Annotated in this window: 13 protein-coding genes; 11 read left to right on the top strand and 2 right to left on the bottom strand. The window is 72.7% G+C overall.

The window, feature by feature from the left end; all coding sequences use genetic code 11:
- Nucleotides 1-1,978 (top strand): AAA family ATPase (locus tag GWI24_RS23530; RefSeq protein WP_247616781.1); only part of this gene is annotated, 1,978 nt, incomplete at its 5' end.
- A 216-nt stretch (nucleotides 1,979-2,194) separates the two neighbouring features.
- On the top strand, nucleotides 2,195-3,613 hold the full coding sequence (locus tag GWI24_RS23525) for a sugar porter family MFS transporter (RefSeq protein ID WP_210947899.1): 1,419 nt from the start codon (nucleotides 2,195-2,197) through the stop codon (nucleotides 3,611-3,613).
- Between the two features lie 43 nt (nucleotides 3,614-3,656).
- Here the strand turns inward: GWI24_RS23525 and GWI24_RS23520 are convergent, their stop codons facing one another.
- Nucleotides 3,657-4,643, bottom strand: a complete 987-nt coding sequence (locus GWI24_RS23520; protein ID WP_210947898.1) for an LLM class flavin-dependent oxidoreductase — start codon at nucleotides 4,641-4,643, stop codon at nucleotides 3,657-3,659.
- Between the two features lie 205 nt (nucleotides 4,644-4,848).
- Between GWI24_RS23520 and GWI24_RS23515 the strand changes: the two genes are divergently transcribed.
- The 5 genes from GWI24_RS23515 (at nucleotide 4,849) to ftsY (ending at nucleotide 9,916) form a co-directional block, all read left to right on the top strand.
- Nucleotides 4,849-5,265 (top strand): hypothetical protein, encoded by a 417-nt coding sequence (locus GWI24_RS23515; RefSeq protein ID WP_210947897.1) that lies wholly within the window; start codon nucleotides 4,849-4,851, stop codon nucleotides 5,263-5,265.
- Between the two features lie 129 nt (nucleotides 5,266-5,394).
- Nucleotides 5,395-5,706, top strand: a complete 312-nt coding sequence (locus GWI24_RS23510; RefSeq protein ID WP_210947896.1) for a hypothetical protein — start codon at nucleotides 5,395-5,397, stop codon at nucleotides 5,704-5,706.
- Nucleotide 5,707: 1 nt separating this feature from the next.
- Nucleotides 5,708-7,840: a sensor histidine kinase gene (locus tag GWI24_RS23505; protein ID WP_247616780.1), complete on the top strand. Its 2,133-nt coding sequence runs from the start codon at nucleotides 5,708-5,710 to the stop codon at nucleotides 7,838-7,840.
- A gap of 193 nt (nucleotides 7,841-8,033) precedes the next feature.
- On the top strand, nucleotides 8,034-8,660 hold the full coding sequence (locus GWI24_RS23500; RefSeq protein WP_308343963.1) for a response regulator transcription factor: 627 nt from the start codon (nucleotides 8,034-8,036) through the stop codon (nucleotides 8,658-8,660).
- Between the two features lie 35 nt (nucleotides 8,661-8,695).
- The gene (gene ftsY, locus GWI24_RS23495; RefSeq protein WP_210947894.1) at nucleotides 8,696-9,916 is read left to right on the top strand and encodes a signal recognition particle-docking protein FtsY; all 1,221 of its coding nucleotides are present in this window, start codon (nucleotides 8,696-8,698) and stop codon (nucleotides 9,914-9,916) included.
- A 92-nt stretch (nucleotides 9,917-10,008) separates the two neighbouring features.
- Here ftsY and GWI24_RS23490 read toward each other — a convergent pair whose 3' ends face one another.
- Entirely contained in the window at nucleotides 10,009-10,680 is a 672-nt protein-coding gene (locus GWI24_RS23490) for a bifunctional DNA primase/polymerase (protein ID WP_044569563.1), read from the bottom strand.
- A gap of 450 nt (nucleotides 10,681-11,130) precedes the next feature.
- Here GWI24_RS23490 and GWI24_RS23485 point away from each other — a divergent pair, with 450 nt between their 5' ends.
- From GWI24_RS23485 to GWI24_RS23470, 4 genes are all read left to right on the top strand, one after another.
- Complete coding sequence (locus GWI24_RS23485) at nucleotides 11,131-12,645, top strand: hypothetical protein (protein WP_210947893.1); 1,515 nt, start codon at nucleotides 11,131-11,133, stop codon at nucleotides 12,643-12,645.
- Nucleotides 12,646-12,852: 207 nt separating this feature from the next.
- Nucleotides 12,853-14,145 carry an ammonium transporter gene (locus GWI24_RS23480; RefSeq protein ID WP_210947892.1) on the top strand — a complete coding sequence of 431 codons (1,293 nt, stop codon included), beginning with the start codon at nucleotides 12,853-12,855 and terminating at the stop codon, nucleotides 14,143-14,145.
- On the top strand, nucleotides 14,142-14,480 hold the full coding sequence (locus tag GWI24_RS23475) for a P-II family nitrogen regulator (RefSeq protein ID WP_014055184.1): 339 nt from the start codon (nucleotides 14,142-14,144) through the stop codon (nucleotides 14,478-14,480). The genes GWI24_RS23480 and GWI24_RS23475 overlap by 4 nt, the downstream gene beginning before the upstream one ends.
- A gap of 38 nt (nucleotides 14,481-14,518) precedes the next feature.
- Complete coding sequence (locus GWI24_RS23470) at nucleotides 14,519-17,083, top strand: [protein-PII] uridylyltransferase (protein ID WP_210947891.1); 2,565 nt, start codon at nucleotides 14,519-14,521, stop codon at nucleotides 17,081-17,083.
- Nucleotides 17,084-17,216 lie beyond the last annotated feature (133 nt).

The raw sequence follows: 17,216 nt of genomic DNA, 5'->3' as shown, positions 1-17,216 counted from the left end.
TTCCGACGCCCTTACGGCGTCCGGCGGCGCCCCGGCCGCGACCGAGCCCGGCGCCACGGTCGCCGCCGCCGGTGGGGCGTCCGCGGCGGCCGTATCCGCGCGGGTGCCGCAGCCCGCCGGGGGAGAGGGGGCCGCGCCCGGGGACGAGCGGAGCGGGAAGGCCGCGGCCGTCGAAGCGTTGCCGCGGGTGGTGGATTTGGTGGCTGGGCCCGCGGCGCTGCTGCCCGCCGTAAGGCGGTTGCTCGACGGCATGGTGGTGGTCGAGAGCCTGGACGAGGCCGAGGAACTGCTCGCGCGGCGGCCGGAGTTGACGGCCGTGACCGCCGAGGGCGATCTGCTCGGGGCGCACTTCGCGCAGGGCGGGTCCGCCGGGGCGCCCACGCTGCTGGAGGTGCAGGCGTCCGTCGACGAGGCCGCGGCGGAGCTCGAGCGGCTGGCCGTACGGTGCGAGGAGCTGGCCAGGGCGCAGCGCGCGGCGCAGGAGCGGCGGGCGGAGTGCCTGGCGCTCGTCGAGGAACTCGCGGGCCGCCGGAGCACGGCGGACCGGGAGAAGTCGCGGGTCGCGCAGTCGCTGGGCCGGCTGGCCGGGCAGGCGCGCGGGGCCGCCGGGGAGGCCGAGCGGAGCGCCGCGGCCGTCGCCAGGGCCGAGGAGGCGCTGGAGCGGGCGACCGAGGAGGCCGAGGAGCTCGCCGAGCGGCTGGCCGTGGCGGAGGAGGAGCCGGGCGAGGAGGAGCCCGACACCTCCGTACGCGACCGGCTGGCGGCCGACGGCGCGAACGCCCGGCAGACCGAGATGGAGGCACGGCTCCAGGTCCGTACGCATGAGGAGCGCGTCAAGGGGCTCACGGGGAGGGCCGACGCGCTCGACCGGGGCGCGCGCGCCGAGCGCGAGGCCCGGACGCGCGCTGAGCAGCGGCGCGCCCGGCTGCGCCATGAGGCCGAGGTGGCCTCGGCCGTGGCCTCCGGCGCCCGTCAGCTGCTGGCGCATGTCGAGGTGTCGCTGGTACGGGCCGAGCGGGAGCGGGACGCCGCGGAGCGCGCCAAGGCCGAGCGCGAGCGGGAGCTGGACGCCGCCCGCGGCCACGGGCGTGACCTCAAGAGCGAGCTGGACAAGCTGACCGACTCGGTGCACCGGGGCGAGGTGCTGGGTGCCGAGAAGCGGATGCGGATCGAGCAGCTGGAGACCAAGGCACTGGAGGAGCTGGGCGTCGAACCGGCCGGGCTGATCGCCGAATACGGCCCCGACCAGCTCGTCCCGCCGTCCCCGCCCGCCGAGGGCGAGGTGCTGCCGGAGGATCCGGAGCATCCGCGCAACCAGCCGGTGCGGTACGTAAGAGCGCAGCAGGAGAAGCGGCTGAAGGCCGCGGAGCGCGCGTACCAGCAGCTCGGCAAGGTCAATCCGCTGGCGCTCGAGGAGTTCGCGGCGCTGGAGGAGCGGCATCAGTTCCTGAGCGAGCAGCTGGAGGACCTCAAGAAGACCCGGGCGGATCTCCTCCAGGTGGTCAAGGAGGTCGACGAACGGGTCGAGCAGGTCTTCACGGAGGCGTACCGGGACACCGCACGCGAGTTCGAGGGCGTCTTCTCGCGGCTGTTCCCGGGCGGGGAGGGGCGGCTGGTGCTGACCGACCCCGAGAACATGCTGACCACGGGCGTGGACGTGGAGGCCAGGCCGCCGGGCAAGAAGGTCAAGCGGCTGTCGCTGCTCTCGGGCGGTGAGCGCTCGCTGACCGCCGTGGCCCTGCTGGTGTCGATCTTCAAGGCGCGGCCGAGCCCGTTCTATGTGATGGACGAGGTCGAGGCGGCGCTCGACGACACCAATCTGCAGCGGCTGATCCGGATCATGCAGGAGCTCCAGGAGGCTTCCCAGCTGATCGTGATCACCCACCAGAAGCGGACGATGGAGGTCGCCGACGCGCTGTACGGCGTCTCCATGCAGGGTGACGGCGTCTCGAAGGTCATCAGCCAGCGCTTGCGGTGACCGTTTCAATACTTGAAGTCAAGGCCTGCCCCTGCGTGTCGGCGTGCTGGAACGATTTCTTCGTCACACCCTATTGACTTCGAAACTTGAAGGAATAGTCTCTGCAACGTTGCTTTTACCTTCAAGTGGTGGTCGACGCCTCAGGAGCCTCCGCTGGAAGGGTCAGCCGTTCCCCCACGTCCGGCAGCGCTGCCGGGCGGGCGTCAGGAGTTCACGTTGTCCACCACCGTGCAGGCACAGGGAGCCGAGGGCCGTAAGGCCCAGCCGGATCACCTCGGCCACGTCATCTTCATCACCGCAGCCGCCGCGATGGGCGGCTTTCTCTTCGGCTACGACAGCTCGGTGATCAATGGAGCGGTCGAAGCCATCCGCGGCAAGTACGACATCGGCTCCGCGGCCCTCGCCCAGGTCGTGGCCATCGCCCTGATCGGCTCGGCCATCGGCGCCGCCACCGCGGGCCGGATAGCCGACCGGATCGGCCGGATCCGCGTCATGCAGATCGCCGCCGCACTCTTCACGATCAGCGCGGTCGGCTCGGCGCTGCCCTTCTCGCTGTGGGACCTGGCCTTCTGGCGGGTGCTCGGCGGCGTCGGCATCGGCATGGCCTCGGTGATCGGCCCGGCCTACATCGCCGAGGTCGCCCCGCCCGCCTACCGCGGCCGGCTCGCCTCGTTCCAGCAGGCCGCGATCGTCGTCGGCATCGCCATCTCCCAGCTCGTCAACTGGGGCATCCTCAACCTCGCCGACGGCGACCAGCGCGGGCAGATCGCCGGCCTGGAGGCATGGCAGTGGATGCTCGGCGTCATGATCATCCCCGCCGTCCTCTACGGGCTGCTGTCCTTCGCCATCCCCGAGTCGCCCCGCTTCCTGATCTCCGTCGGCCGCACCGCCCAGGCCAAGCAGGTCCTGGAGGAGGTCGAGGGCAAGACCGTGGACCTCGATGTGCGGGTCGCCGAGATCGACCACGCCATGCGCAGCGAGGAGAAGTCGACCTTCAAGGACCTCCTCGGCGGCCGGTTCGGGCTGCTGCCCATCGTCTGGATCGGCATCGGGCTCTCGGTCTTCCAGCAGCTCGTCGGCATCAACGTGGCGTTCTACTACTCCTCGACGCTGTGGCAGTCCGTCGGCGTCGACCCGAGCAGCTCGTTCTTCTACTCCTTCACCACGTCGATCATCAACATCCTCGGCACCGTGATCGCGATGATCTTCGTCGACCGGATCGGCCGCAAGCCGCTCGCGCTCATCGGCTCCGTGGGCATGGCGGTCTCCCTTGGCCTGGTGGCCTGGGCCTTCTCGGCGCACCTGGTGGACGGCAAGCTGCCGCGCACGGAGGGTGTCCTGGCGCTGATCGCGGCCCACTCCTTCGTGCTCTTCTTCGCCCTCTCGTGGGGCGTGGTGGTCTGGGTCCTGCTCGGCGAGATGTTCCCGAACAAGATCCGCGCCGCCGCCCTCGGCGTCGCCGCCTCCGCCCAGTGGATCGCCAACTGGGCCATCACCGCGAGCTTCCCGAGCCTGTCGGACTGGAACCTGTCGGGTACGTACATCATGTACACGGCCTTCGCCCTGCTCTCGATCCCGTTCATCCTCAAGTGGGTGCCGGAGACCAAGGGCAAGGCGTTGGAGGAGATGGGCTAAATCCCCCCGCCGCCCACTCCTCGCACAGGAGAACTGCCCCGCCTCAGTCCTTGAGGCGGGGCAGCACTCGTTCCGCGAACAGCCGCAGGGACCGCCAGCCCTCCTCGACCGGCATCCCGCCGCACAGCGGATGGAGCACCAGGCTCGCCATCTCGCCGCCCTCCTCCGCCAGCGCCAGGCACTCCTCCGGGGTGACGATGCGGTAGACGCCCTCACGGCGCAGCGCCACCACGTCATCGGCCCGTGAACGCACCGCCGAGCGCACCGTGCCCTGCTGCCAGGACGCGTATCTGCGCGCCTCGTACAGCAGATGGGTGCCGTACTCCTCCCAGGCCCGGTCCGGGTCCTCGGACAGATGCAGCAGCGGGGTGGCCGCCGGGGGCATCAGACACCAGCCCTCGGTGCCGTACTCCTCCCGCCGCGCGTGGTAGTAGGCCTCCAGTTCGGGCAGATGCGCGCTCGGGAAGAACGGCAGGCCCAGGCGGGCCGCGCGGCGGGCCGCCGCCTGAGAACTGCCGCCGATCAGCAGCGGCGGATGCGGCCGGGTGTACGGGCGCGGGGTGATCCGGACGGTGCGGCCCCGGTGCTCGAAGGGCTCGCCCGTCCAGGCCGCGAGCAGCGTCTCCAGCGCCTCGTCCTGGAGCGCGCCGCGCCGCTTCCAGTCCGTGCCCAGGGCCGCGTACTCCTCCGGCCGGTAGCCGATCCCCGCCACCGTGATCAGCCGCCCACCACTGGCCAGATCCAGCACGGCGAGGTCCTCGGCGAGCCGCAGCGGGTCGTACAGCGGCGCGATCAGCGCCGAGACGGTGACGGTGATCCGGCGGGTGGCGCCCAGCAGCGTGCCCGCGAAGGCCAGCGGGGCGGGCAGCCAGTTGTCGGGGGACCCGTGGTGCTCCTCGGTCTGGAGGGTGGAGACGCCCCGCTCATCGGCGAAGGCCGCCATCTCCAGGGCGGCGCGGTACCGCTCGGACAGGCCGCGCGGGGTCGCGTCGGGATCGACGAGGTTGAGGCGTACGACCGTGACGGGCATGGCGGATGTCCTCCTTCGTCATGGGACGCGGCAGCGGGACCGTAACTGACGGACCGTCAAATAGCTACCTCCATGGCCCGTTCGGCCCACCGCACGGGCACGGCCGGGGCGGATGACTCATGTGCCTGGGACGCGGGGCGGCCGATGGTGAGGGTCGGCCCGCCCCATGGGCCGCAGTCCGCATACGCCAACTCAGGAGGGGCGCGTGACGATCAGCACGGGGGAATCGCTCATCACCGCGGCCGACATCGACGACCTCATCACCCGGGTCCGGCAGACCGCCGGCGACCCCGGGCCCCTGGAATCCGCCAAGGCCACGCTCTTCTCCGGCGACGGCGACGGCGCCGGTACCGGTCCCGACCCCGAGGCGGCGCGGCTCATCCGGCAGCGGCTGCTGGTGACCGCCCTCCGCCACGGGGGCGCGCTGCTGGCCAAGCTGCTCAGCCGGCTCAGCCCCCGCGAGACCGCGATGGTGCGCCGCTACGCCCACCGGCTCGCGAACTTCCTCGACACGCTGGAGGTCTGGGCGGCGCAGCCCGTCATGCTCGCCCTGATGCGCTTCGGACTGCCTTACGGAGAGGCGGAGACGATCGCCGTCGCCGTACTGCTGCTCGTGGGATGAGCACCCGATCCCGCCGCCGATGGAAACGGGGGTGCTAGGGGGTCACTGGTTCGGGTGGGCCGGGGCATCCGCGCACTTCACGGCCGCGGCGGCGGGTAGTGCTCGGGGCGAGACACAAGGAGAACGACCATGCGCCCTACCCGAATCCGCACGGCGATCGCCCTCGGCCTGAGCGCCGGGGCCGTCATGTGGACCGCGGCCGCCTCCCCCGCCACCGCCTCCTCCCACGCCGCCACGTCCGCCGACACCGACTGGCGGGAGGCGGGGCACTACGACACCACCGCGGCCTGCAAGCGCTCGGGCAAGGCCGGTGTCGAACGGCACAAGTGGGCCGAGTACAAATGCCGCCCCGGCCGCAACGACAACTACGTCACGCTGTGGGTCAGAGGCGGCGGCTCCGGCGCGGCGCGCGCCCTGACCGCCGGGCCGGCCACCGGTTGAGATGCGACAGGCCGCACTGCCGAAGGACCGTGCCGTGCGCGCCGCGGGCGGGGTATCGGCACTGATCGTGGTGGTCCTGGCCGGATGGGTGGCCGGGCTGCTGCGGGTCAACGACGAGTGGCTCGCGCTCGCCTACCCCCACCCCCGGGGCGCCGCTGTGCTGACCAGGGTCGCCGTGGGCGTCCCGGTGCTGGGCGTCGGCGTGCTGCTGCTCGCCGAGCGCTCGGCCCGGCGCTACGGCGGCGTCCTGCTGGTGGCCGGCGGCCTGTGGCTGCTGCCCTCGGCCGCTGCCGGACTGCTGGGCCTGGCCGACCTGGGCACCACGGGCGCCGTGCTGTCCCTGCTGCTCGCCGCCGCCAAGATGGCCTGCCGTCCGCTGACCGTACTGCTGCTGCCGCTGTGGCTGTTCCCCCGGGGCGGGCGACGGCGGTGGCAGTGGTGGGTGATCAGCCTGGGCGCGTCCGGCTACTGGCTGGGGTACGCGGGGCTGTGGCTGATCAGCGAGCCCCGGGTGGGCTCCGTGGCCAACCCGGCGTTCTCCACCGCGAGCGGCCAGTGGGCCTTCGACCACCTCGACGCCTACGCCGAGGCCGAACCCTGGGTGCTGCGCAGCGTCGCCGCGGCCGTGACGGCCGCCCTGTGCTGCCGCGCCGCCCTCTCGCGCGGCGCCGAGCGGCGTGACTGGGCGCTGCTTGCCACCGCCTACCCCGCCTGCGTCTCGCTCCTGTTGTCCCAGTGGGGCGAGGGCGTGCCCACGATCGTGGCCCGTACGGTCGGCAGCGCCGTATGGGCCGCCGCGATCTGCCTCGGCGTCGCCCGCACCGGCATATGGCGGCTGGACCGCTCCACCAGCCACCGCCTCGCCCGCGCCTTCGTGCTCACCTCGCTGGCCGCCGTGGTGGTCTGCGCGGTCGTCGCCGTCCAGGCCGGACTCCCCTCGGTACGCAGCGGGGCCACGACCGTCACCGCTGGATGCGCTCTGGTGCTGGGCTGGGGGCTGCGGCCCAGCGCCCGCAAGCTCACCCTCTGCGTCGAGCGTGCCTTCTACGGGCCCCGGGCCCGCCCGCACGAAGCCGTGAGCGCCCTCGCCGTACGGCTGCAACAGGCCCCGCACCCCGGTGAGGTGCCCCAGCAGATCTGCCGCAGCGCCGTGGAGGACCTCGGCGTCTCGGGCGCCGCCGTCAGCGTCGACACCCGCGCCGGGCCCCGGCGGCTGGCCTCCGCGGGGGCCCCGCTGACCGGCCCGGTCCAGACGTTTCTGCTGCGCCACCACGGCCGCACCGTAGGCCGGTTGGAGGTCTCCCGCGACGGCTCCGGCACCCCGGCCGAACGCGACAGCGGACTGCTCTCCCTCCTCGCCGACCAGGCCGCCCCCGCGCTCGCCGCGCTGCGCCTGGCCGAGGAGGCCCAGGCCGCCCGCGAGCGCCTGGTGCTCGCCCGCGAACAGGAGCGCCGCCGACTGCGCCGGGAGATCCACGACGGACTCGGCCCCCAACTGGCCGCCGTAAGGCTGCGCCTGGACATCGCCCAGACCTCCTGCCCGCCCGGCCACCCCGCCACCCCGCAGCTGTGCGAGGCCGCCGAGACGCTCGCCGAGGCCCTGGTCGAGGTCCGGCGGATCACCGCGGGCCTCGCCCCGGCCGCGCTGGCCGAGCGCGGACTCGCCGGTGCGGTCCGCGACCTGGCGCACCGGCTGGGCGTCGCCGGCCTGCGGGTCAGCGTGGCCAGCCGCCCCGCCGCACTGCCCCCGCTGTCGCCGGGCGTGGAGACGGCCGCGTACCGGATCGCGGCGGAGTCGCTGACCAACGCCGTACGGCACGCCCGGGCACGCCAGGTGAGCGTCGAGCTGACCGCGGGCCCGGACACCCTCGAGGTCAAGGTCACCGACGACGGCAGCGGCCTGCGCGAGACCGCGGTGCCCGGCGTCGGCCTCGCCTCGGTCACCGAACGGGCCGAGGAGATCGGCGGCTCCTGCTCGGTGACCGGATCGGCGACCGGCACGGTGGTCCACGCGGTGCTGCCCCTCGCCGGACCCGGCGAACACGGCAACCCGGAGGAACACCGGAAACCCACGGGCCACGAGGCCTGCCGGGCCCTCCTCAAGACCAGCAGATCGATGAGCCGTGCGCGGTAAGGCTTTTGGGCACAGGGTCTTCTGACCGGGCCCCGCCTTGGCGCGGAAGGGGCGCCGCAGAGCTTCTTGCCGCTTGGGTCTTCCGGCTGGGGCACCTCCCAGCGGTAGCTGGGGAGACTTTTGCGCCCCGGAGGCGAACCGAGCCTCAGAGAAGAAAGGCAAGCGAAGCGTGTCGCAGTGGAGAGTATTGCTGGTGGACGATCATCCCCTCTTTCGGGAGGGGCTGGCCGCCGCCGTCAATCTCGATGACGCGTTCACCGTCGTCGGCCAGGCGGCCTGCGCGGACGGGGCGATGGCCGAGGCCGTGCGCACCGGCCCGGATCTGGTGATGATGGATCTCGCGCTGCCGGGCCGGTCCGGGCTGGAGGCGACCCGGCGGATCCTGTGCGATCACCCCGAGATCCGGGTGCTGGTCATGACGATGTCCGAGGACGACGACAGCCTGCTGGCCGCTCTGCGCGCCGGGGCCCGCGGCTATCTCCTCAAGGGCGCGGGCCGGGACGAGATCCTGCGGGCGCTGCACACCGTGGCGCGCGGCGGCGCGGTCTTCAGCCCGCGGATGGCCGAGCGGCTCGGGGCGCTGGTCGGCGCGTCGGGTTCGGCGTCCGCGAAGGAGGCGTTCCCGACGCTGACCGCCCGGGAGCTGGAGGTGCTGGATCTGCTCGCGGCCGGGCTCGGCTATCGCCAGATCGCCCAGCGGCTGGTGGTGACGGACAAGACGGTGCGCAATCACGTCGGATCGATCTTCGCCAAGCTCCAGGTGCACGACCGCGCCCAGGCGATCGTGCGCGCCCGGCAGGCCGGGCTGGGAGGCGAATGACTCGCTCCCCCTCGTGGCTGATACTGGGGGGCGTTATGGAATACCTCATCCTTGCCGTAGTCATCGCTGTGGTCGCGGTCGCCGCGATCAGCGGGCTCGTGATCAGCGGCCGCAAGAAGAAGCGGCTGCCCCCGCCCCCGCCGAGCAGCCCCACCGTCACCGCGCCGCCCGCCGAACCGCACGTCGGTGAGGAGGCCGAAACCCCGCGTGAGGAACCACGCAGAACCATCGAGGAGGTGGATCTTCCGGGCGCCGGGGCCGCGACCGCGGAGGCACCCGCTCCCGCCGCGCCCGAGGTCCCGCCGATCGAGGTCCCGGAGCCGACCGCCGGCCGGCTGGTCCGGCTGCGCGCCCGGCTGTCCCGCTCCCAGAACACTCTGGGCAAGGGGCTGCTGACGCTGCTGTCCCGGGAGCACCTCGACGACGAGACCTGGGAGGAGGTCGAGGACACGCTGCTGACCGCGGACGTCGGTGTGGCGCCGACCCAGGAGCTGGTCGAGCGACTGCGGGAGCGTGTGAAGGTGCTGGGCACCCGTACGCCCGACGAGCTGCGCGGTCTGCTGCGCGAGGAGCTGCTGCACCTCATCGGCACCGAGGCCGACCGTTCGGTGCACACCGAGAGCGGTGTGGGCGCGAACGGTGAGGAGAAGCCGGGTGTCGTCATGGTCGTCGGCGTCAATGGCACCGGTAAGACGACCACGACCGGCAAGCTGGCCCGGGTGCTCGTGGCCGACGGCAAGTCGGTGGTGCTCGGCGCGGCCGACACCTTCCGCGCGGCCGCCGCCGATCAGCTGCAGACCTGGGGCGAGCGGGTCGGTGCCCGTACGGTCCGGGGGCCGGAGGCCGGCGATCCGGCGTCGGTCGCCTTCGACGCGGTGAAGGAGGGCATCGCCGAGAGCGCGGATGTCGTCCTTATCGACACCGCGGGGCGGCTGCACACCAAGACCGGTCTGATGGACGAGCTGGGCAAGGTCAAGCGGGTCGTGGAGAAGCACGGCGCGGTGGACGAGGTGCTGCTGGTCCTGGACGCCACGACCGGGCAGAACGGCCTGGTGCAGGCGCGGGTGTTCGCCGAGGTGGTGGACATCACCGGCATCGTGCTGACCAAGCTGGACGGCACCGCCAAGGGCGGCATCGTGGTGGCGGTCCAGCGTGAGCTGAACGTTCCGGTCAAGCTGGTGGGCCTGGGCGAGGGCGCGGACGACCTCGCGCCGTTCGAGCCGGAGGCGTTCGTCGACGCGCTGATCGGCGGCTGAGGCCGGTGGTGGGGGATCACCCGTATCGCGCCGGACGGGCCGGGTTGAACTCCCGGCCCGTCCGGCGTTCGCACGCAAGGGGCGAGCCGCCTTCAGCCCCCGGCCCGATGGCTCAAATAGGCCAGGGTCCCCAGCACCAGCCGGGCGTGCGGCGGGCGGCCCGCGGTGTCGAGGGTCGGCGGGCGCAGCCAGCGGACCGGTCCGAGGCCGCCGAGGTCCGAGGGCGGGGCGGTGATGTGGTCGCCCGCGCCCAGGCAGCGCAGATCGAGGTCGGCGTCGTCCCACCCCATGCGGTACAGCAGCTCGGGAAGTTCGGCGGCGGCGCCGGGGGCGACGAAGAACTGGGCGCGCCCGTGCGGGGTGGCGGCCACCGGGCCGAGGGGCAGCCCCATCCGCTCCAGCCGGACCAGCGCGTGTCCGCCCGCGTACTCCGAGACCTCCAGGACGTCGAACGAGCGGCCCACGGGCAGCAGTACGGCCGCTCCCGGGACCCGCTCCCACGCGGCCGCGGCGGCGTCCAGCGTGGCGCCCGCCGGGACGCCGGGGGCGAAGGCGAGCGGATGGGCCCCGGGGGAGGGACAGTCCCGGTCACCGCATGAACATTCGTTTCTGCCGCCCCCCGAGCCCCGTGCCGCCCGCGCGCCCGGCACCACGTCCCAGCCCCACAGCCCGGTGTACTCCGCCACCGTCGTGGACTCGGACGTACGGCCGCGGCGCCGTGAGCCGGACCGCATGTCCCGGATGCCGCCGATCGTGAAGCCCATGCCCCCTCCAACGGGTCCCGCTCTCGATGGTTACGAGCCGGAGCGTCACGATGACGCTCCGTCGCCGATGAGGTGCGGCGGTGTGCGCTCCGATGTCACGGAGGTGGTGAGACGCGACTCGCGCGCCCCCACGTGCACCCCTTCACCTGTTCCCGTCGCCTCGGTGTCAAGTGAATCGTGGGAAGCCGCAACCGGGTTCATTCGAAGGGGTGGCGAATGGTGGCGTTTTCGGGAACCGCCTCGCCGGAGGCGTGATCGTAGGATTACTTTCAGTGCACAGTCCCTGGAAGCGGCGCTCGCTCGAATGCGAGCTGACAACGGGCGGAGTACGGATCGGTACATGCCACTGGCATGAGGCGGTTCCCCGTCCGGACGGTTGATGCGCCGTATCCCGGGGACAACTGACCGTGACAGAAGGCATTCTGGTGGCGGTCCGGGAAGATTCGTGGGATGGGGGCGTTCCGGGTGGGCGACGGCGGCGGCGGTGCTGGGAAGCGTCCCAATGCGCAATTGGGGTCGTGGTTCGTGCGCAGCGGCTGGTCGAAGGGGGAGCTGGCGCGCCAAGTCAACCGCAGAGCGCGGCAGTTAGGTGCCCATCACATCAGCACGGACACCTCGCGGGTGCGCCGCTGGCTGGACGGCGAGCAGCCCCGCGAGCCGATTCCGCAGATCCTCTCCGAGCTGTTCTCGGAGCGCTTCGGCTGTGTGGTCGGCATCGAGGACCTCGGGTTGCGCGCCGTCCACCGGTCACCGTCCGTGTCCGGGGTGGACCTTCCCTGGGCCGGTCCCGAAACGGTCGCGCTGATCGGTGAGTTCTCCCGCAGCGATCTGATGCTGGCCCGCCGCGGCTTCCTCGGCACCTCGCTCTCGCTGTCCGCGGGCCCCGCCCTCATCGAGCCCATGCAGCGCTGGCTGGTGCCCTCGACGAGCGGACAGCCCGGCGGCGCCCGGGCGGCCGACGGCGGGCGCGCCCGCCGGGTCTCCCGGCTCTCCGAGCCCGAGCTGGAGCTGCTGGAGTCCACCATCGTGATGTTCCGCGCCTGGGATGCCCAGTGCGGGGGCGGGCTGCGCCGCAAGGCGGTGGTCGGCCAGCTGCACGAGGTCACCGACCTGCTCCAGGAGCCGCATCCGGACGCGGTCTCCCGGCGGCTGTTCAAGGTCGCGGGCGAGCTCGCCCAGCTGGCCGGGTGGATGAGCTATGACATCGGGCTCCAGCCCACCGCGCAGAAGTACTTCGTGCTCGCCCTCCACGCCGCCAAGGAGTCCGGCGACCGCCCCCTCGGCTCGTACGTCCTCTCCAGCATGAGCCGCCAGATGATCCACGTCGGGCGGCCCGACGACGCGCTGGAGCTGATCCACCTCGCGCAGTACGGCAGCCGGGAGAACGCCACGCCGCGCACCCAGGCCATGCTGTATGCGATGGAGGCCCGCGCCTACGCCAATATGGGCCAGCCCAGCAAGTGCCATCGCGCGGTGAAGATGGCCGAGGACACCTTCGCCGATTGCGCCGGGGGCGACGGCGACCCGGACTGGATCCGCTTCTTCTCCGAGGCCGAGCTCAACGCGGAGAACGCCCACTCCTACCGTGATCTCGCCTATGTGGCCGGCCGCAGCCCCACCTACGCCAAGATGGCCGACCCGGTGATGCGCAAGGCCGTGCGGCTCTTCGGCCAGGAGGCCGAGAACGAGTCCGGACCCCAGCGTTCGTATGCGCTCAACCTGATCGGCATGGCCACCGTCCACCTCCTCCAGAAGGAGCCCGAGCAGGCCGCCACGGTCGCCCACGAGGCGCTGCCGCTCGCCAAGCGGGTGCGCTCGGAGCGGGTCAACAACCGGCTGCGCAAGACCGTGGACACGGCGGTGCGCCAGTTCGGCGACGTGCCGGAGATCACCGATCTCAGTGAGCGGCTGGCCACCCTGATGCCCGACACCCCCGAGACGACGGGTCCCGGCCAGGCCGTCTGAGCGGCCCTGGCGATGATCGCGACACCGTAACGGAGGGCTCCGGCCCGACCACCGCAGTTCACCGCCACGTAACACTCCCGCGTCCTTCGTCACTGCGGTGAAACATCGAGGGGCATCGGCTGAAACGGCGCTGCGTCAACCTCGACGCGAATACCGGCCCACCGATGTCCTGCCCGCACGGGCCGTCGTTTCGAGGAGACGTCCACATTGAATGGCGCAAATACAGCGTTCGTCTTGATCAGCGCCGCGCTCGTGATGCTGATGACCCCTGGCCTGGCCTTCTTCTACGGCGGCATGGTGCGGGTGAAGAGCGCCCTGAACATGCTGATGATGTCCTTCATCTCGCTCGGCGTCGTCTCGCTGCTGTGGGTGCTGTTCGGCTACTCGCTCACCTTCGGCGATGACGTCGGCGGCGGGCTGCTGGGCAATCTCGACCACATCGGCTTCAAGGGCATCGAGCCGACGTCGCTGTGGGGTGAGAAGCCCGACGCGATCCCGGTCCTGGCCTTCGCTCTCTTCCAGCTGATGTTCGCGGTGATCACGCCCGCGCTGATCAGCGGAGCCGTCGCCGACCGCGTCAAGTTCGGCGCCTGGGCGCTGTTCATCACCCTGTGGACCACGGTGGTCTACTTCCCGGTAGCCCACTGGGTCTGGCAGGCCGACGGCTGGCTGTTCAAGAAGGAGGTCATCGACTTCGCGGGCGGCACGGCGGTCCACATCAACGCGGGCGCCGCGGGCCTGGCCGTGGCCCTGGTGCTCGGCAAGCGCATCGGCTTCAAGAAGGACCCGATGCGCCCCCACAACCTGCCGCTGGTGATGCTCGGCTCCGGTCTGCTGTGGTTCGGCTGGTTCGGCTTCAACGCCGGCTCCGCCCTCGCCGCCAACGGGACCGCCGCCAACATGGCCTTCAACACCCAGATCGCCACCGGCGTCGCGATGCTCGGCTGGCTCGCGTACGAGCGCATCCGGCACGGCGCGTTCACCACCCTGGGCGCCGCCTCCGGCGCGGTCGCGGGCCTGGTCGCCATCACCCCCTCCGGTGCGGCGGTCAACGCCTGGGGCGCCATCGTGATCGGCCTGGTGGCCGGAGTCGTCTGCTCCTGGGCCGTCAGCCTCAAGTACAAGCTCGGCTACGACGACTCACTCGACGTGGTCGGGGTGCACCTGGTCGGCGGCCTCATCGGCACCCTCCTGGTTGGCGTCCTCGCCACCGACGGCGTCGGCGGCATGACCCAGCTGGGCAAGCAGGCCCTCGGCGCCTTCACGGTGCTGCTCTACTCCTTCGCCGTCTCATGGATCCTGGCCAAGCTGATCGACGTCACCATCGGCTTCCGGGCCAGTGAGGACGACGAACTCGGCGGCCTCGACCAGGCGTTCCACGCCGAGACCGCCTACGACTTCAGCGCGGTCGGCGGATCCCCGCGTAGTACGGTGCCCGCTGCGGGCCAGGCCGGCGCGTCCGCGTCGCAGAAGCCGCACAACAAGAAGGTGGACGCGTGAAGCTCATCACCGCAGTAGTGAAGCCGCATCGGCTCGACGAGATCAAGGAAGCGCTGCAGGCGTTCGGCGTCCAGGGTCTGACCGTCACCGAGGCCAGCGGCTACGGCCGTCAGCGCGGCCACACCGAGGTCTACCGGGGCGCGGAGTACACCGTCGACCTGGTGCCCAAGGTGCGCATAGAGGTGCTGGTCGAGGACGAGGACGCCGATGACCTCGTCGATGTCGTGGTCAAGGCCGCCCGCACCGGAAAGATCGGGGACGGCAAGGTCTGGAGCGTCCCCGTCGAGACCGCGGTCCGCGTCCGCACCGGGGAGCGCGGCCCGGACGCCCTCTGACCCCTCCGGACCACCAGTCACGCGGACAGGGAGCCGAGTTGACGGAAAGCCTCGAGACCACGACCCACACCACCGACTCGGGGCCCGGCGGCTACGCGGCGGCGCGGCTGCGACTCCTCCAGGAGGAGTCGCCGTCCGGGCCGCCGCGCCGTACCGCCCTGGCCGACCTCACCGACCAGTGGCTGGCCGCACTGCTCACCGGCGGGACGGAGACGGCGGGGATCGCCCGGGGCGTCGCCCTGGTGGCCGTCGGCGGCTACGGACGCGGTGAACTCTCCCCGCGCAGCGACCTCGATGTGCTGCTGCTGCACGACGGCTCGGCCGACCGTTCGGCGCTCGCCGCGCTCGCCGACCACATCTGGTACCCCGTCTGGGACATGGGCCTCGCCCTCGACCACTCCGTGCGCACCCCCGACGAGGCCCGCGGGACCGCCGCCGAGGATCTGAAGGTCCAGCTCGGCCTGCTCGACGCCCGCCACATCGCGGGCGACGCCGCGCTCACCGCCGATCTGCGCACCACCGTCCTCGGCGACTGGCGCGCCCAGGCCCCGCGGCGGCTGCCCGAGCTCCACGCGCTGTGCCAGGAGCGCGCCGAGCGCCACGGAGAGCTGCAGTTCCTGCTCGAACCCGATCTGAAGGAGGCCCGCGGCGGGCTCCGCGACGCCACCGCGCTGCGCGCCATCGCCGCCTCCTGGCTCGCCGACGCCCCCCGTGAGGGCCTCGACGACGCGCGGCGGCGGCTGCTGGACGCCCGCGACGCGCTCCATCTGTCCACCGGCCGCGCCACCGACCGCCTCGCCCTCCAGGAGCAGGACCAGGTCGCGGGCGCCCTCGGGCTGCTGGACGCCGACGCCCTGCTGCGCCAGATCTACGAATCCGCCCGGATCATCTCCTACGCGTCCGATGTCACCTGGCGCGAGGTCGAACGGGTGCTGCGCGCCCGCTCGGCCGCCCGGCCCCGGCTGCGCGCCCTGCTCGGCGGCCGCGGCGGCGCCGGAAGCGGCGCGGACGCGGGGGAGCGCAGCCCGCTCGCCGAGGGCGTGGTGGAGCAGGACGGCGAGGTGGTGCTGGCCCGCGCCGCACGCCCCGACCGCGACCCCGTGCTCCCCCTGCGGGCCGCCGCGGCCGCCGCCCAGGCCGGACTTCCGCTGTCCCCGCACGCCGTAAGGCGGCTGACCGCCGCCGCCCGGCCGCTGGCCGTGCCGTGGCCGCCCGAGGCCAGGGAGCAGCTGATCACGCTGCTGGGCGCGGGCGAGTCCACCGTCGGAGTGTGGGAGGCCCTGGAGGCCGAGGGGCTGATCACCCGGCTGCTGCCGGACTGGGAGCGGGTGCGCTGCCGTCCGCAGCGCAACCCCGTCCACCGCTGGACCGTGGACCGGCACCTGGTCGAGACCGCGGTCCGGGCCAGCGCCCTCAGCCGCCGGGTCGGCCGCCCCGATCTGCTGCTGGTCGCCGCGCTGCTGCACGACATCGGCAAGGGCTGGCCCGGCGACCACTCGGTGGCCGGGGAGACCATCGCCCGCGATGTCGCCGCCCGTATCGGCTTCGACCGCGCGGACGTCGCGGTCCTCGCCACCCTCGTACGTCACCATCTGCTGCTCGTCGAGACCGCCACCCGCCGCGACCTGGACGACCCGGCCACGGTGCGCTCGGTCGCCGAGGCCGTCGGCAGCGCCACCACCCTGGAACTGCTGCACGCCCTCACCGAGGCCGACGCCCTCGCCACCGGCCCCGCTGCCTGGAGCGCCTGGCGCGGCTCCCTCGTCGCCGACCTGGTCAAACGGGTCTCGGCGGTGCTCGCTGGCGAACCCGCGGACGACTGGTCCACCCCGCAGCACACCACGGCCGAGCAGGAACGCCTCGCGGTCGAGGCATGGCGCACCGGCGGCCCGGTGCTGGCCCTGCACGCGCGCTCCGAGGCGCTGCCGCCGGGCGAAACGGGCCTCCTTACGGACGCCACCGAGGGGCCGCCGGAGGAGGGGCCCACCGGCCCCGAGCCGATCGGCGTGGAACTCCTCATCGCCGTCCCCGACCAGTCCGGCGTCCTCGCCACGGCTGCCGGCGTCCTCGCCCTGCACCGCCTTACGGTGCGCGCGGCGGACCTGCGCGCCGTCGAGCTGCCGTCCGAGCTGGACGCGGCGGGCGCCGTGGGTGGGGTGCTGCTGCTGAGCTGGCGGGTGGCGGCCGAATACGGCTCGCTGCCACAGGCCGCCCGGCTCCGGAACGACCTGCTCCGCGCCCTGAACGGCTCGCTCGACATCGTCGCCCGCCTCGCCGAGCGCGAGGCCGCCTACCGCAAGTACCCGCGCCGCCGCGGGGCGCACGCCCCACCACCCCGGGTCACGGTCGCCCCCGGCAGCTCCCAGCTCGCCACCGTGATCGAGGTCCGCGCCCAGGACGCCCCCGGCCTGCTGCACCGCATCGGCCGCGCCCTGGAACACGCCGGCGTCGCGGTCCGCAGCGCCCACGTCTCCACCCTCGGTGCCAACGCGGTGGACGCGTTCTATGTCACAGACGACGCCGGCGCCCCCCTGAAGCCCATGCACGCGGCCGAGGTGGCCCAGGAAGTGGAGCGGGCACTGACCAGCCCGCCTGGCGCTTGAGGGCACGATTCAGCTCCTCCGGTGCTCGGGGGCACGATTCAGCCCCTCCGGAGCTTGAGGAGCGGGGCCGATGTTCAGCCCCTCCGGCGCTTGAGGAGCGGGCCCGGGAGGGGCTGAGCCTCGCTCGGGCCAC

Source organism: Streptomyces sp. MK37H (assembly GCF_018035285.1).
GTDB lineage: Bacteria > Actinomycetota > Actinomycetes > Streptomycetales > Streptomycetaceae > Streptomyces > Streptomyces endocoffeicus.
The sequence above is the reverse complement of the archived record's forward strand: the minus strand, read 5'-3'. Positions and strand labels throughout refer to the sequence as shown.

Excerpts from the sequence above, each read along its gene's own strand:
- GWI24_RS23490 (WP_044569563.1), bottom strand. The coding sequence starts at position 10,680 with ATGGGCTTCACGATCGGCGGCATCCGGGACATGCGGTCCGGCTCACGG.
- GWI24_RS23485 (WP_210947893.1), top strand. The coding sequence starts at position 11,131 with ATGGGGGCGTTCCGGGTGGGCGACGGCGGCGGCGGTGCTGGGAAGCGT.
- GWI24_RS23505 (WP_247616780.1), top strand. The coding sequence starts at position 5,708 with ATGCGACAGGCCGCACTGCCGAAGGACCGTGCCGTGCGCGCCGCGGGC.
- GWI24_RS23520 (WP_210947898.1), bottom strand. The coding sequence starts at position 4,643 with ATGCCCGTCACGGTCGTACGCCTCAACCTCGTCGATCCCGACGCGACC.
- GWI24_RS23510 (WP_210947896.1), top strand. The coding sequence starts at position 5,395 with ATGCGCCCTACCCGAATCCGCACGGCGATCGCCCTCGGCCTGAGCGCC.
- ftsY (WP_210947894.1), top strand. The coding sequence starts at position 8,696 with ATGGAATACCTCATCCTTGCCGTAGTCATCGCTGTGGTCGCGGTCGCC.